Genomic DNA, 13,388 nt, shown 5'->3' on the forward strand with positions numbered 1-13,388 from the left:
CATGAGAGTCAGACCGGTTGCGGCGCGGCGGCCTCGGCCGGCGGGGGGGCGTCCATCTTGGCCGCACGTCCGTGGACGAGCCGATAGAGCGCCGGCAGTATGAGCAAGGTCAGGATCGTCGAAGAAACGATCCCGCCGATCACCACTGTCGCCAGCGGCCGTTGCACCTCGGCGCCGGCCCCGACGTTGAACGCCATCGGGACGAAGCCGAGGCTCGCCACCAGCGCGGTCATCAGCACCGGCCGCAATCGGGTCAGCGCGCCCTCGCGGATCGCGTCTTCAAGGCCTGCACCGCTTTCGCGTAGCTGGCGGATGAAGCTCAGCATCACGACGCCATTGAGCACTGCGACCCCCGACAGGGCGATGAACCCGACACCCGCCGAGATCGAGAGCGGCATGCCGCGGATGAGGAGCGCCGCGACGCCCCCGGTGAGCGCGAGCGGCACCCCCGAGAAGACGATCGCGGCATCCTTGCCCGAGCGGAACAGCGCATAGAGCAGCCCGAAGATCAGCAGCAGCGCGGCCGGCACCACGAGCTGGAGCCGTTTTGCCGCCGAGATCAGCTGCTCGAAGGTGCCGCCATAGCTGATCCAATAGCCCGTCTGGACCTCGACCTCGGCATCGACCCTGGTTCTGAGCTCATCGATGAAGGAACCAAGATCGCGGCCGCGCACATTCGCGGTCACCACGACGCGGCGCTTGCCATCCTCGCGGCTGATCTGGTTGGGCCCGATGACGACCTCGACCTTCGCGACGTCGGCGAGCGGCACGAAACCCCGCAGTCCGGCGTCGGGCGCGCCGCCCATCGTCACATCGGCCGAGGGCCCGATTGCGGGCAGCGGGATGCGCAACCGGCCGATCTCGTCGACCCGCTCGCGCATCGCCTCGGGCAGGCGCACGATGATCGGGAAACGCCGGTCGCCCTCGAAAATTTGCCCCGCCTCGACCCCGCCGATCGAGACCCCGACGACATTCTGGACGTCGCCGACGTTGAGCCCGAAGCGCGCCAGCGCGGCACGGTCGGGCGTGATCTGCAGCACCGGCAGGCCGGTGACCTGTTCGACGTTGACATCCTGCGCGCCATCGATCCCCGACGTGACGCTCTCGATCTGCTTGCCGACTTCGAGCAGCGCGTCGAGATCGTCGCCGAAGACCTTGACCGCGACATCGGCGCGGACCCCCGACAGCAGTTCGTTGAACCGCATCTGGATCGGCTGGGTGAACTCGTAATTATTGCCGGGAATCTTCGCGACCGCCGCCTGCATCTCGCGGACGAGCTCGGTCTTGGGTTTTCGGGGATCGGGCCAGTCCTTGCGGTCCTTGAGCATGACGAAGGTATCGGCGACCGAAGGCGGCATCGGATCGGTCGCGACTTCCGCCGTGCCGATCTTCGCCACCACCCGTTCGACCTCGGGAAACTGCTTGATCCGCGCCTCAAGCGCCGTCTGCATCTGCACCGCCTGCGAAAGGCTGGTGCCCGGGATACGAAGCGCATGAAGCGCAATATCGCCCTCATCGAGATTGGGGACGAACTCCGAGCCCATCCGGCTCGCCGCGAAGCCCGAGACGAGAACGAGGCCGACGGCCACGGCAATGAAGGCCGTGCGAAGACGGATCGCCTTGTCGAGCGCCGGGGCATAAGCCTTGCGGGCCCAGAGCATCAGCCGGCTTTCCTTCTCCTCGACCTTGCCGGTGACGAACAGCGCAATTGCTGCCGGCACGAAGGTCAGCGATAGGATCAGCGCCGCGGTCAGCGCCATCACGACGGTGATCGCCATCGGATGGAACATCTTGCCCTCGACGCCGGTGAGCGCGAAGATCGGCACATAGACGAGCGCGATGATCAGCATCCCGAACAGCGACGGGCGGATGACCTCCGATGTGGCCGTTGCGGCGAGCTTGAAGCGTTCATTCCGATCGAGCAGCCGCCCGAGCTGGTGCTGCGCTTCGCCGAACCGCCTGAGGCAATTCTCGACGATGATGACGGCGCCATCGACGATCAGGCCGAAGTCGAGCGCGCCGAGGCTCATCAGATTGCCCGACACTCCGCCGCGCACCATACCGGTGATCGTCATCAGCATGGTGATCGGAATGACCGCCGCGGTGATCAGCGCTGCCCGGACGTTCCCGAGCAGCAGGAAGAGCACGAAGATGACGAGCAAGGCGCCTTCGAGAAGATTTTTCTCGACGGTCCAGACTGCCCGTTCGACAAGGTCGGTGCGGTCGTAGATCGGCACGGCCTTGACGCCGGGGGGCAGCGCCTTGGCGGCAACCTCGAGCCGCTCGGCCGCGGCCCGCGCGACGACGCGGCTGTTCTCGCCCGCCAGCATCAGGACGGTGGCGAGCACGACCTCCTTGCCATTTTCGGTCGCAGCACCGGTGCGAAGCTCTTCGCCAAGGCCGATATCGGCAACATCGGCGACGCGGATCGGAATGCCGTTGCGGTTGCTGACGATGATCGACTTCAGATCGTCGATGCCCGCGGCCTGTCCCGGCGTGCGAACCAGATACTGCTCGCCATAGCGCTCGACATAGCCCGCGCCGCGATTGTCATTGTTGCGATTGAGCGCCTGCACGACGTCGTCGAGCGTGAGCCCATAGGCCGACAGCCGCGCCGGGATCGGGGTCACATGATATTGGCGCTCATAGCCGCCGATGCTGTTGACCTCGGTCACCCCCGGGGTGTTGCGCAGCTGCGGCCGAATGACCCAATCCTGCAGCGTGCGGAGATCCTCGGGCGTGTAAGCGCTGCCGTCGGGCTTTTTCGCGCCCGGTTCGGCCTCCAGCGTGTACATGAAGATCTCGCCGAGACCGGTCGCGATCGGCCCCATTTCGGGCGAAACGCCCGGCGGAAGCTGCTCGCGCGCCGATTGCAGCCGCTCGTTGATCAGCTGACGCGCGAAGTAGATGCTCGTGCCATCCTCGAACACGACGGTGACCTGGCTGAGGCCGTAGCGCGAGATCGAGCGCGTATATTTGAGCCCCGGCAGCCCGGCGATCGCGGTCTCGACGGGATAGGTCACACGCTGTTCGGCCTCGAGCGGTGAAAAGCCCGGCGCCGACGAATTGATCTGGACCTGGACGTTGGTGATGTCGGGGGTCGCATCGATAGGCAGCCGCTGGAAACTCCAGACGCCGATTGCGCAAAGGAGCAGGACGATCGAAAGGACGGCCCAGCGGAACTGGATCGCTCCGGCAATCAGCCGTTCGAGCAGATGCGCCCTGCCGGGCGGCGTGGCGGTGTCAATGGTCATGGCTGGCCCCCGGCTTCTCGATATCGGCGCGGATCAGGAAGGCGCCATCGACGACATAGACGTCGCCGGGCGCCAGCCCGCCGAGCACTTCGGTCCATTCGGGCGTGCGGCGGCCGATCTCCAGCATCCGCACTTCATAGGTGTTGCCGACCTTGGCAAATACGACTTCGAAATCGCGGAAGCGCTGGATCGCCTTTGTCCGGACGGCCAGCGGGACATTGGCCTGCGCGACGGCAAAGCTACCCTCCACCCCCATGCCGGGCCGGAATTCGCGCGACGCGGCGGGTGGCAGATGGACATGCGCCATCATGGTCTGGCTCGCGACGTCGGCCGTCGGCAGGACCGCCTCGACCGCACCCTCGAAGCGTCCTTCACCCGACAGGCTCTTGAGATTGACCGATTGGCCGACCCGCACCCGTTCGGCGTCGCGCGGATAGACGAAGAATTCGGCGTGAAGCTTGGTCGGGTCGGCGATCGTGAACAGCGCGCGGTCCCCGGTGGTGTCGCCGACGTTGACATTCTTCTCGATGATCGTGCCGCTGATCGGCGCCGTCACCGTGTAGATTTGCAGCGAATGGCTCGATTCGACGCGCGCCAGCACCTGGCCGCGCGACACCTGCTGGCCGAGCTTGCCGTTCAGCGAAACGATGAGACCCGGAAGGCGGGCACGAACCTCGGCCTTGCCTTCGGGGGTGATCTCGATCCGTCCCCCCATGTCGATCAGGTCGCTGACCGTCGCAGCTCCCGCCGCCTCGGTCGTGACGCCGCCGGCCTTCGCCGCCTCGGCGTCGATGACGGTCCGCCCTTCATAGGATTGATAGGCCCATTTATGGTTCCTCCCCGCCTCCGATGCGGCCACGCGAACGTCGAAACTGTGCGGCTCGGCGACGACGCCGCTGCCGCGCAAGAAATCTTCCTGCGGGGTGAAGCTGAACCGGTCGACCTTGCCGCCGAGGCGGCCGAGCTCGACCGTCAGTTTCACGTCGGATGGCTTGATCGGCTTGTCGTCGCGAAAGGCATAGACGCGAAACTCGGGCTCGACCCCATCTTCGAAAATGGTGATCTCGAGCGCGAAATAGCCGCTGCGGAGCATCCGCCCGCGATGCGGGCCGCGCTCATATTCACCGGCCGCCGTCGCGGCTTCACCGCTGGCCTCCTTTTTCACCGCGCTGTCGCCGCATGCGGCGAGCATGGCCAGGGCGATGACCGATGCCGCCCCGTACAGATATTTGGTCATCGGATCGTCTCCATTTGGGCAAGAAGGGGCGTATGGCGACCGGTCAGCCGGTCGAGCCGCACGCCGAGCAGGTGAAAGCGCCGGAGCAATTCGACGCGGCGCGAGCGGACGTCGCTCAATGCCGTTTGCGCCTGGCTGTATTCGAGGAAGGTGAAGGCGGTGCCGCCGCGCACCAGCCCGTCGCGGATCAACCGCACCGCCCGCGTCGCGCTCGGCAGGACTTCGGCATCGATGCGCTTTATTTCGGCGGCAATCAGCCCGCGATCGGCCAGGATCCGGTCGATCTCGCGCTCGATCTCGACCCGCGCTACAGCCATATCCGCTGCGATGGCGCGCTGATCGGCCTGGGCGCGGACGACATTGCCGCGGTTGGCGCCTTTGCTCCCGAGCGGGATCGAGCCGCCGACCATGACTGCCAGGTCGTTGCCGTCGCCGAAGTGCCGCAGGCCGACGCGCGCGCTCGGATCGGCGATATTGCCGGTTTCCGCGAGCCGCACCTTCGCCTCGGCGGCTGCGAGTTCGGCGGTCAGGACAGCGACGTCGGCAGCGTCCGCGCGCGGTGGGACTGTGACGTCGAACGCTTGAAAGGCCGCGGGGTCAAGTTTGAAATCGCCGCTGCCACCCCACCAGACGGCAAGGCTGGTGCGCGCAATGCGGGCGGCTTCGCGCGCCTGCTCGACCGCAATTTCGGCCTGAGCGACATTGGTCCGCGCCCGTTCGGCCGTAAACCAGGGATCGAGCGCCCCCGCGACCCGCTTCACGACGTCGAGTTCGACCTGACGGAGATCGGCTAGCCGTGTTTCGGCGACCGGGATCGCCGCTTCCGCAGCGAGCGCCTCGACCCATGCGGCCTGGACGCGCGCGAGGCGGTCGAGCAGGCGGATGCGATTCTGCGCGCCCACGACAGCGACCTCGGCGCGCGCAGCGCCGATCCGCGCTTCGCGCTTGCCGCCGCGTTCCCACGTCCGTTCATACCAGCCCGTCGTCTGTGCCCGGCCGAGCGGCGAATAGGGGCCGGTTCCCGCGAAATCCTCGAAGTCGGCGCCGAGGACGTCGCGGGGCCGGACATCGGCTTGCAGGATGGCGGCATCCGCAGCGTCGAGCCGCGCGGAATTGGCGGCAAGTGCGGGGTCACTCGTCGCGACGCGCGACAGCGCCTCGTCGAGATTTAGCGTCTGGGCCCAGGCAGGCTGCGCGGCGGCAGCCAGCAGGGCGCCTCCGCAGAGCATGACTCGGCGGACGGCACGCGCGCCGGAGCGCGCTCGGTGAAAGCAAAACATCGTATGACAGCCTCGCTGAAAGGCGTGGAAACACCCCGCGCCCCCTTGAGAGCGCCGGAACTCAGGCGTTCAGCGAAGAGAGTCTTGGGGGGCGCTCGGGCTCGATCGCGCGAAGGCCGGCAATGGCGCGTTCCGTGCCGAGCCCCTCGAGGCGTGTCGACGGAGCCAGCTCGGGCGTCGTCGCGGCAGCGGGAAGCAGGATGTTGGATCCGCTGTCGCCATGATGGTGATGCTCGCCATTGGCATCGCCGCCCGATCGATCATGGTCGGAGGGGTCCGGCGCGCCATGATCGGCCTGAACGGCGTCATGATCGTGATCCACATCGACCGGGACCGCGGCGAGCACGCTATGCTGATGTGCGACGGTGGCCGGCATCATGTGCTGAATCTGGTTGCTCGCCTTGACCGGCATCGTCGCCGCATAAACGAAGGTGAGCAAGACGCACAGCGTCGCCACCAATCTGTTCAGGGCAGAGGAGATAGGTCTGTTCAGGGCAGAGGAGATAGGACCAGGCACATTGCGGCGCTTAAAGGGGGGCGGGCCAGTTGACAAGCTAGACGGACAAAAAGCAGGTGCTCGGCGTATCTGTCCGATGGCCGTGTTGGCGCCCGCGCGATTCCATGGACCTCGCAACCCCATCAACAGGTCCTTGACCCTGTAGCTGCTACAGGGTGTAGATGTCGCGCCGACTCGAACGCGAGAGGAAAGCATGACCGAGCCCAGCCCAGCCTTGACGCTGCTCCGCGGTCGCGGAGACGAGGACCGGCGCACGGCCTATGCGGCCGAACGGGAACACCATCGCCGCGCGCGGGACGGCGGCCAATGGGCAGCGGCCTGGAGCCATCTGGAACGCGCGCATATCCTTGCGCAACCCGACTTCCGGCTGCATCTGGTATCGCATGTCGACATGTTGAGGTTTGCGCTCGCGCGCCGTGATGGCCGCGAGGTGGTCGGACAGTTGCTTCGCATCGCGTTGGTGCCGCTCGGGTCGCTTACGGGCCGACTGCCCACGGGGAACATCGGCCGCGCGCGGGTCAGCGCATTCGCACCGATGCCGGTGCCCGACGATCTGCAGTCTTATCTCCAGCAGGATGCGTCATGAACGGCGACTTGCCTGCACCACGCCCGGCTGCTAACCGGCGGGTGATGCGAAATGGCCTCATCCAGTTCTTGTTGCTCATTGCGGCGCTCTTTGCAGGTGTGGATACGCCTGCCATGGCCTTCGACAATGTGCCGGGAACGATGGTCGAGGCGCACTATCAGACATGCGTCGAAGTCTCGAACGACGGCTCCCCGGACGATAACTCGCCGACCGGGAGCGGCAGCGAGCTGATCCATCATCATCACTGTCCTGCCGGCCTGATCGCGGAAGACTCCGCGCTGTCCGCCTCCGCCGTGCTCGCGCGCGACAGCCATTTGTCTCGTGCATCGGCGGCGCTTCTATGTCGGCTTCCGCACAGCGTTCTGAGGGCAACGGCATGGCGATCCGTTGGCCGCTGTTCGTCCGGCGAACGCATAAATGGCTGGCCCTCGTAGTCGGCGTCCAGGCTTTGCTCTGGACGCTGACGGGCTTCTACATGGTGGTCGTCCATATCGACACCATTCATGGCGACCATCTGGTGCGCGCCCCGGCGTCCCAGCCCTTCGACCTCGGCGGCCTGGCAGCGCCGTCGCAGGTCGTCGCGGCGGCGCCAGGGGTATCCGAACTCAGGCTCCAGCGCTTCGCGGGCCGACCGGTCTGGCGCGCCGAGACGCCCGACGGCGCGAGGCTCTACGATGCCCGCTCGGGCGCGCCGCTGCCTGACCTGACAGAGTCCCAGGTTCGGACACAGGCGCGGCGCATCTACACCGGCGACGGCAAGATCGTTTCGGTGCGGCTCCTGACCCACGCGCCGCAGGAAATGCAGTCGCGCAAACCACCCTATTGGCAGGTCGAGTTCGAGGGCTGGAACCGCCCAACACTCTATCTCTCGCCACAGACCGGCGAGCTGATCTCGCGGCGGCATGCACTGTGGCGGATCTTCGATTTCGCCTGGATGCTTCACATCATGGACTATGACGAGCGCAGCGACGTCAACAACCCGCTGCTCCGCGTCGCAACATGGAGCGCCTTCGCGATGGCGCTGACGGGGGCATGGCTGCTGATCTGGTCTTTCAAGCGCCGTAAAAGGAACAAGGCATGAAACGCATTCGGCTGACGCCGCTGTTTTTCCGGCGCGTTCACAAATGGGTCGGCCTGATCCTCGGTCTGCAATTCCTGCTCTGGGCGCTCAGCGGCTCGGTGATGGCGCTGCTCGACAAGGATAAGGTCGGCGGCCACGGCGGCGGAATGTCGCACGCGCATCCGCTGCCTGCCGGGGAGTATTTCAATATCGCGGCCTTGCCGCAGCGCGAGCCGGTCACCGGCGTGATCTTGCGCGATCTCGGGTCGCGGCCGGTTTACGAGCTTCATTCTGCAAAGGGCGTCCGTCTCGTCGATGCGACCAGCGGCGAGCTTGTCCATGTCGACGAACAAATGGCGCGCGACGTTGCCGCGATGATGAACGACGCGCCGATCCGCAAGGTCAGCGTGCTGGCGAAAGCCAATCTCGAATCGCGCGATCATGCCGGCGCGATGTGGCGCGTCGATTTTGCCGATGCCGAGAACAGCAGCGCCTACGTCTCGCTCGACACCGCGCGCTTCCTCGTGATGCGTGGCGACACCTGGCGGACGTGGGACTTCTTCTGGATGCTTCACAATATGGATTATGTGAACCGAAAGAGCTTCAACCACCCGCTCATCATCTTCGTCGCCTTCGGAGCGCTGTGGCTATCGGGAACGGGCTTCTACCTGCTCTTCAAGAGTTTCAGCCGCGCCGATTTCCGCTGGCTGCGCCGGAAGCGCAAGCCCGTCGTCACGCGCAGCCCGGCCTGAACCCCGGCCGTCAATCGTCGATCGAAAAGGCCGCCGAAAGTTCGAACCGCGAGCCGGGATGCGTGAGCCAGGCGTGGCTGACGAGGCGCGAATGACTCCAGGTACGGCGGGTCATTCGCAAGACCGGCTCCCCGTCCGACAGGCCGAGCATGCTATGCGTCCGCGCGTCGGCGATCTCGGCGCGGACCCGGTGCTCGACCCGCTCGAGCGGCGCGGTGCGCGTCAGATACTCGTTCGGCGTCATCCGGGTGAAGTCCATCTTGCCATAGTCGGGGGCGGCCGATGCGAGCACATAGCGTTCCTCGAGCTGGATCGGGAACTCGGCCTCGTGATGGACGATGATCGAGTGGAACAGCTTGGTGCCCACGGGCACCTCGAGCAGTGGCGCCGTCTCGGCATTGGCCCTGATCTCTTCATTTTGCACCACGCGCGCGCGATAGACATGGCCGCGGGCGCGGATTTCTTCGGCGATATTCCGGATCTCGATCATCTGGCCGATCGGCTTCGGCTCGGCGATGAACGACCCGCTGCCTGCTCGGCGGACAAGAACCCCCGCGGCCTGGAGTTCGCGAAGTGCCCGGTTCGCCGTCATCCGCGACACATCGAACTGCTGAACGATCTCGGCCTCCGAGGGCACGCGGTCGCCGGGCTTGAGGAGGCCGTCTCGGACGGCATCGCAAATGCTTTGCTTGATCGCGGCATAGCGCGGGGGGGAGCGGTCTCCACTCTCGTCCGGATCGCCGCGCTGCGCGCCTGTGGAATTGTTTGAAAGCCGAGAGCCGCTGGCAGGCCTGCGAGAGGGAAAATCCATAACTCGTCTATACAGGTTTGACGCACTGAATTCCAAGCGCCCGGGCGGAATTTTTATCGTCTGCCGAGGGAGGCTCTCTCACCACCCATCGGGACAAAGGCTTGGTGCCTTCGCCGAGCCGCCAATCAGTTCGATGATGCTCCGCGCCCCAATCGCGCGATCGCACGCACATAGACGAGCTCGGATATGAGCTCGACCAGCGTCTGCGTCACGATGATGGCGGGCAGCACCGGGAGCGCTCCGGGGACGGCCATCGCCAGCGGCAGCACCACCAGCGAATTGCGCGTGCCGGCGCTGAAAGCGACAGCACGGCCACCAGCCGCGTCCAGCCCTGCGACGCGCGCGACCAGCCAGCCGGCGATCGGGGCGAGCACCGCAAAGGCGATATAAAGAGGCAGCACGCTTGTCGCGGCGGGGATCGCGGCCCCGAGCTGTGGCACGACGGCGGCAATAACGATGAAAAGCACCAGCGCGGTCGCCGGAACGGGAAGGAGGCCGAGCGAGGCGGTTATCCGTTCGCCCGCCGGGCTCCGCCTCGCCCAAAGCTGGCACAGGATGGCCAGGATCAGCGGCAGCGCGATCAGCCACAGGAAGGCGTGGACGAAGGGCCCGGCCTGGACGACGTCGGCCGCGTCGTCACCGAGGAACGCCGCAAGATAGACGGGCAGCAACAGCATCTGCACGATCAGAAGCGCGGGCGTCGAGGCTAGGAGCAGCCGTGCGTCGGCGCGGCCGAGATGCGCGAAGGTCACGACATAATCGATGCAGGGGCACAGCAGAACGATGAGGATCCCGAGGCGAATGAGCGGGTCGTCGGGTGCGAAGGGCATCAATCCGGCAACCAGCAGCGGCACGACGATGAAATTGACCCCAAGCAGCGCTGCCAGAAAACGGACGTCGCGAAGCGCCTGTCCGAGCGCGGCGATCGGAACTTGCAGGAAGGTCACGAACAACATGAAGGCGAGCGCGGGGTTGATCGCCGGCTCGAGCGCCGTCGCGCCCGGAACGAACGCGCCCGCCGATGCGCCGAGTAGAACGACGGCGAAATATATTGCGACCTGATGGGTTTCCAAACGGTCGCGCAGCTCGCTTTGCGTCATATATTAAACGGTCCTCGCGCGGTCGGGCTGAAGTTCGATGCTATGCTTGTCGCGCCTCGTTTCGTTCGAGCCGTTCGGGCGATCATGGCGCGCATCTCAAGCGACCGCGAGATCGTCGTAGATCGTGCAGCAGGATGACGCACCGCCCGCACAATCCGCCTCACAGCGCGCGACGATCAGCGCGAGGGCGCGGTCGAGGGCTTTGAGGTCGGCTATCCGGGCGTTCAACTGCTCGCGATGAAGAGTCACGGCCTCGAGTGCATTGTCGCACGACGACGGGCTCTCGCGGATCGCGATCAGCGTCTTGACCTGGTTGATCGACATGCCGAAGTCACGGCAGCGACGGATGAGCGTGAGGCGCTCGACATCCTGCCGTCGGTAGGAGCGGTGCCCCGCGGCGGTACGGGCGGCTTCGGCAAGCAATCCCACACTCTCATAGTAGCGGATCGTCGGAACCGAGCAGCCCGCCGCTTTGGCGGCATCGCCGATCATCATTTCACGCGTCATGGGAAAGGCCATTCATTTATCGCTTGCACCTCAAGCTACTTGAGGCCGCATAGGCATAATCCTGAGCCGGAAATCTGGGAAGGAAAATGTGATGAAGTGGAAAATGGCTATCGGGCTGGGCGCCGCCTGCGCGGCATGCTGCGCTTTTCCGCTGCTTTTCGGGGCCAGCGCCCTAGGCGCACTCGGAATCGCGAGCGGGAACGGGATCGCCATCCTCATCGGCAGCCTCTTGCTCGCCGCGGTCGCCGCCGCCTATGTCGCACAGCGTCGGCGCCAGCAGGCTCCGGCGACCTGCAAAATCGACGGATCGTGCGGCTGCAAGCCGGAAGGGGCAAATTGATGGCCACGCGCATGGAAATGCCGGAGCAGACTGGCTCGGCCGAAACGGGCGCCGGGGTCGCAGCGACAATGACGTCGTCGGCGGCGGTGCTGAGCTGCGCGGCCTGCTGCGTGCTTCCGCTCGCCCTGCCGGCTGCGGCGCTCGCGGGCGCGGGAGCCGCATTGAGCTGGCTCGAAGGGGCAGCGCCATGGCTGCGCGCGCTCTCGGTGATTGTCGTCGCCGCCGCATGGTTCATCGTCTGGCGGCAGTCCAGGGCAACCGGGCGGAAGGCGGCCGCGTCGACCCTCATCCTGCTCGGCGTTTCGACCTTGCTGACGGCAATTGCGCTCTTGTGGGAACCGCTGATCGAAGCGCCCTTGATCGGCCTGCTGCGCTGATTGGACCGCAGCGCAAACCGCTAGGCCCTGGGCAGGTCCGCCAGGTCGGCGGGCGTCGCGACCGGTTCGTTGCGGTCCTTGCGCTCCGAATAGCGGTCGACGAGCTGGTCGGCATGCCTGCGCGTGAGCACGGTGAAGCGCACCAGCTCTTCCGCGACATCGACGATGCGATCATAATAACTCGACGGTAACATGCGCCCCGCCTCGTCAAACTCCTGCCAGGCCTTGGCGACGCTCGACTGGTTGGGGATTGTGATCATCCGCATCCAGCGACCCAGGATGCGGAGCGTATTGACGCTGTTGAACGACTGCGAGCCCGCCGACACCTGCATCACCGCGAGCGTGCGGCCCTGCGTCGGGCGAACGCCCTTGTAGGCGAGCGGCAGATGATCGACCTGCGCCTTCATGATGCCGGTGATCTGGCCGTGGCGCTCGGGGCTGCACCAGACCTGACCTTCGGACCAGATCGAATGCTGTCTGAGTTCCTCGACCGCCGGGTGATCGTCATCGGCAACCTGGTCGGGAAGGGGCAGGTCGGACGGGTCGAAAATGCGGGTTTCGCAGCCAAAGAGCTGGAGCAGGCGCGCGGTCTCCTCGACGACGAGGCGTGAAAAGGATCGTTCGCGCAGACTTCCGTACAGCAGGAGGATGCGCGGCGCCGGATCGAGCGGCCCGAGGCCGAGTGCGGGTTGCGAGCGAGTATATTCGGGGCTTAGAGCCGGGAGATGGTCTGCGTCGGCGAGGACGCGCAGACGCGTGAAATTTTGTTCGGTCATGAGTGTCAGGCTTCCGAAGGCGTGCTTGCCGGGAACCAGCGCCGTCCGAGACGGAATGCGACGCTGACGAGCAGGATGAGGACGGGGACTTCGACGAGCGGGCCGATGACGGCTGCAAACGCGACTGGCGAGGCGAGGCCGAAGGCGGCGATCGCGACCGCGATTGCGAGCTCGAAATTATTGCCTGCGGCCGTGAAGGCGACCGCAGTGGTTCGAGGGTAATCGGCGTCGATGACCTTGCCCATCCAGAAGCTGATGAGGAACTGCACCACGAAATAGATGGTGAGCGGGATTGCGATCCGGACGACGTCGCCGGGTATACGCAATGTGCGAAGCGCCGCACGGATCAGATTTTCACCAGGCGCAGTCGCAACGAATTGCCGATCACGCTGACCGAAGAGAGCGCCATCGCGGTGGCGGCGATAATCGGCGACAGCAGCAAGCCGAAAACCGGATAGAGCGCGCCAGCCGCGATCGGAATCCCGGCGACATTATATGCGAAGGCGAAGAAGAGATTCTGGCGAATATTCCGCATCGTGGCATGGCTGAGATGCCGCGCCCGGACGATACCCATCAGGTCGCCATGGAGCAGCGTCACTCCGGCGCTCTCGATCGCGACATCGGTGCCCGATCCCATCGCGATCCCGACATCGGCAGCAGCGAGCGCGGGCGCGTCGTTGACGCCGTCGCCGGCCATTGCGACAATTCTCCCTTCCTCGCGAAGGCGCGTTACCACGGCACTCTTCTGTCCGTCGTCAGAACATTCGGCACAACTCGCGGCGTAGATTAGC

The 13,388-nt window shown here is 65.6% G+C and carries 16 protein-coding genes; 6 read left to right on the top strand and 10 right to left on the bottom strand.

Features of this window, described 5'->3' with window-relative positions; genetic code table 11:
* Positions 1-8: 8 nt before the first annotated feature.
* The 4 genes from QOL79_RS18125 to QOL79_RS18140 form a co-directional block, all read right to left on the bottom strand.
* Positions 9-3,254 carry an efflux RND transporter permease subunit gene (locus tag QOL79_RS18125; RefSeq protein WP_058455262.1) on the bottom strand — a complete coding sequence of 1,082 codons (3,246 nt, stop codon included), beginning with the start codon at positions 3,252-3,254 and terminating at the stop codon, positions 9-11.
* A complete protein-coding gene (locus QOL79_RS18130) occupies positions 3,244-4,491 on the bottom strand; it encodes an efflux RND transporter periplasmic adaptor subunit (protein WP_058455261.1) in 1,248 nt (415 codons plus the stop codon). Before QOL79_RS18130 ends, QOL79_RS18125 begins: the two co-directional genes overlap by 11 nt.
* The gene (locus QOL79_RS18135; RefSeq protein WP_231729123.1) at positions 4,488-5,720 is read right to left on the bottom strand and encodes a TolC family protein; all 1,233 of its coding nucleotides are present in this window, start codon (positions 5,718-5,720) and stop codon (positions 4,488-4,490) included. Before QOL79_RS18135 ends, QOL79_RS18130 begins: the two co-directional genes overlap by 4 nt.
* 112 nt (positions 5,721-5,832) lie before the next feature.
* On the bottom strand, positions 5,833-6,228 hold the full coding sequence (locus tag QOL79_RS18140) for a hypothetical protein (RefSeq protein ID WP_058455259.1): 396 nt from the start codon (positions 6,226-6,228) through the stop codon (positions 5,833-5,835).
* A 253-nt stretch (positions 6,229-6,481) separates the two neighbouring features.
* Between QOL79_RS18140 and QOL79_RS18145 the strand changes: the two genes are divergently transcribed.
* The 4 genes from QOL79_RS18145 to QOL79_RS18160 are packed head-to-tail and all read left to right on the top strand — an operon-like array spanning position 6,482 to position 8,686.
* Positions 6,482-6,874: a DUF3703 domain-containing protein gene (locus QOL79_RS18145; RefSeq protein ID WP_082657785.1), complete on the top strand. Its 393-nt coding sequence runs from the start codon at positions 6,482-6,484 to the stop codon at positions 6,872-6,874.
* Positions 6,871-7,308 (top strand): hypothetical protein, encoded by a 438-nt coding sequence (locus tag QOL79_RS18150; protein WP_156416562.1) that lies wholly within the window; start codon positions 6,871-6,873, stop codon positions 7,306-7,308. Before QOL79_RS18145 ends, QOL79_RS18150 begins: the two co-directional genes overlap by 4 nt.
* A complete protein-coding gene (locus QOL79_RS18155; RefSeq protein WP_058455258.1) occupies positions 7,251-7,955 on the top strand; it encodes a PepSY domain-containing protein in 705 nt (234 codons plus the stop codon). The genes QOL79_RS18150 and QOL79_RS18155 overlap by 58 nt, the downstream gene beginning before the upstream one ends.
* A complete protein-coding gene (locus QOL79_RS18160) occupies positions 7,952-8,686 on the top strand; it encodes a PepSY domain-containing protein (protein ID WP_058455257.1) in 735 nt (244 codons plus the stop codon). Before QOL79_RS18155 ends, QOL79_RS18160 begins: the two co-directional genes overlap by 4 nt.
* Positions 8,687-8,696: 10 nt before the next feature.
* On the opposite strand, the gene hutC is transcribed toward QOL79_RS18160, so the two are convergent.
* From hutC to QOL79_RS18175, 3 genes are all read right to left on the bottom strand, one after another.
* Entirely contained in the window at positions 8,697-9,380 is a 684-nt protein-coding gene (gene hutC / locus QOL79_RS18165) for a histidine utilization transcriptional repressor HutC (protein WP_058455327.1), read from the bottom strand.
* Positions 9,381-9,622: 242 nt separating this feature from the next.
* Entirely contained in the window at positions 9,623-10,597 is a 975-nt protein-coding gene (locus QOL79_RS18170; protein WP_058455256.1) for an arsenic resistance protein, read from the bottom strand.
* Positions 10,598-10,693: 96 nt separating this feature from the next.
* Positions 10,694-11,092 (bottom strand): MerR family transcriptional regulator, encoded by a 399-nt coding sequence (locus QOL79_RS18175; RefSeq protein WP_283420336.1) that lies wholly within the window; start codon positions 11,090-11,092, stop codon positions 10,694-10,696.
* 103 nt (positions 11,093-11,195) lie between these two features.
* Between QOL79_RS18175 and merT the strand changes: the two genes are divergently transcribed.
* A complete protein-coding gene (gene merT, locus QOL79_RS18180; protein ID WP_058455255.1) occupies positions 11,196-11,444 on the top strand; it encodes a mercuric ion transporter MerT in 249 nt (82 codons plus the stop codon).
* Positions 11,444-11,821 (top strand): hypothetical protein, encoded by a 378-nt coding sequence (locus QOL79_RS18185; RefSeq protein WP_058455254.1) that lies wholly within the window; start codon positions 11,444-11,446, stop codon positions 11,819-11,821. The genes merT and QOL79_RS18185 overlap by 1 nt, the downstream gene beginning before the upstream one ends.
* A 20-nt stretch (positions 11,822-11,841) precedes the next feature.
* Here the strand turns inward: QOL79_RS18185 and arsH are convergent, their stop codons facing one another.
* Genes arsH through QOL79_RS18200 form a run of 3 tightly spaced genes read right to left on the bottom strand, consistent with a single transcriptional unit; the run spans position 11,842 to position 13,384 of the window.
* On the bottom strand, positions 11,842-12,597 hold the full coding sequence (gene arsH / locus QOL79_RS18190; protein WP_058455253.1) for an arsenical resistance protein ArsH: 756 nt from the start codon (positions 12,595-12,597) through the stop codon (positions 11,842-11,844).
* A 5-nt stretch (positions 12,598-12,602) separates the two neighbouring features.
* A complete protein-coding gene (locus QOL79_RS18195; RefSeq protein ID WP_283420337.1) occupies positions 12,603-12,923 on the bottom strand; it encodes an arsenic resistance protein in 321 nt (106 codons plus the stop codon).
* Positions 12,924-12,943: 20 nt separating this feature from the next.
* Positions 12,944-13,384: an HAD-IC family P-type ATPase gene (locus tag QOL79_RS18200; RefSeq protein WP_283420341.1), complete on the bottom strand. Its 441-nt coding sequence runs from the start codon at positions 13,382-13,384 to the stop codon at positions 12,944-12,946.
* Positions 13,385-13,388: the final 4 nt, after the last annotated feature.

Origin of the sequence: Sphingopyxis sp. Geo48, assembly GCF_949769155.1 — a bacterium.
Classification (GTDB): domain Bacteria; phylum Pseudomonadota; class Alphaproteobacteria; order Sphingomonadales; family Sphingomonadaceae; genus Sphingopyxis.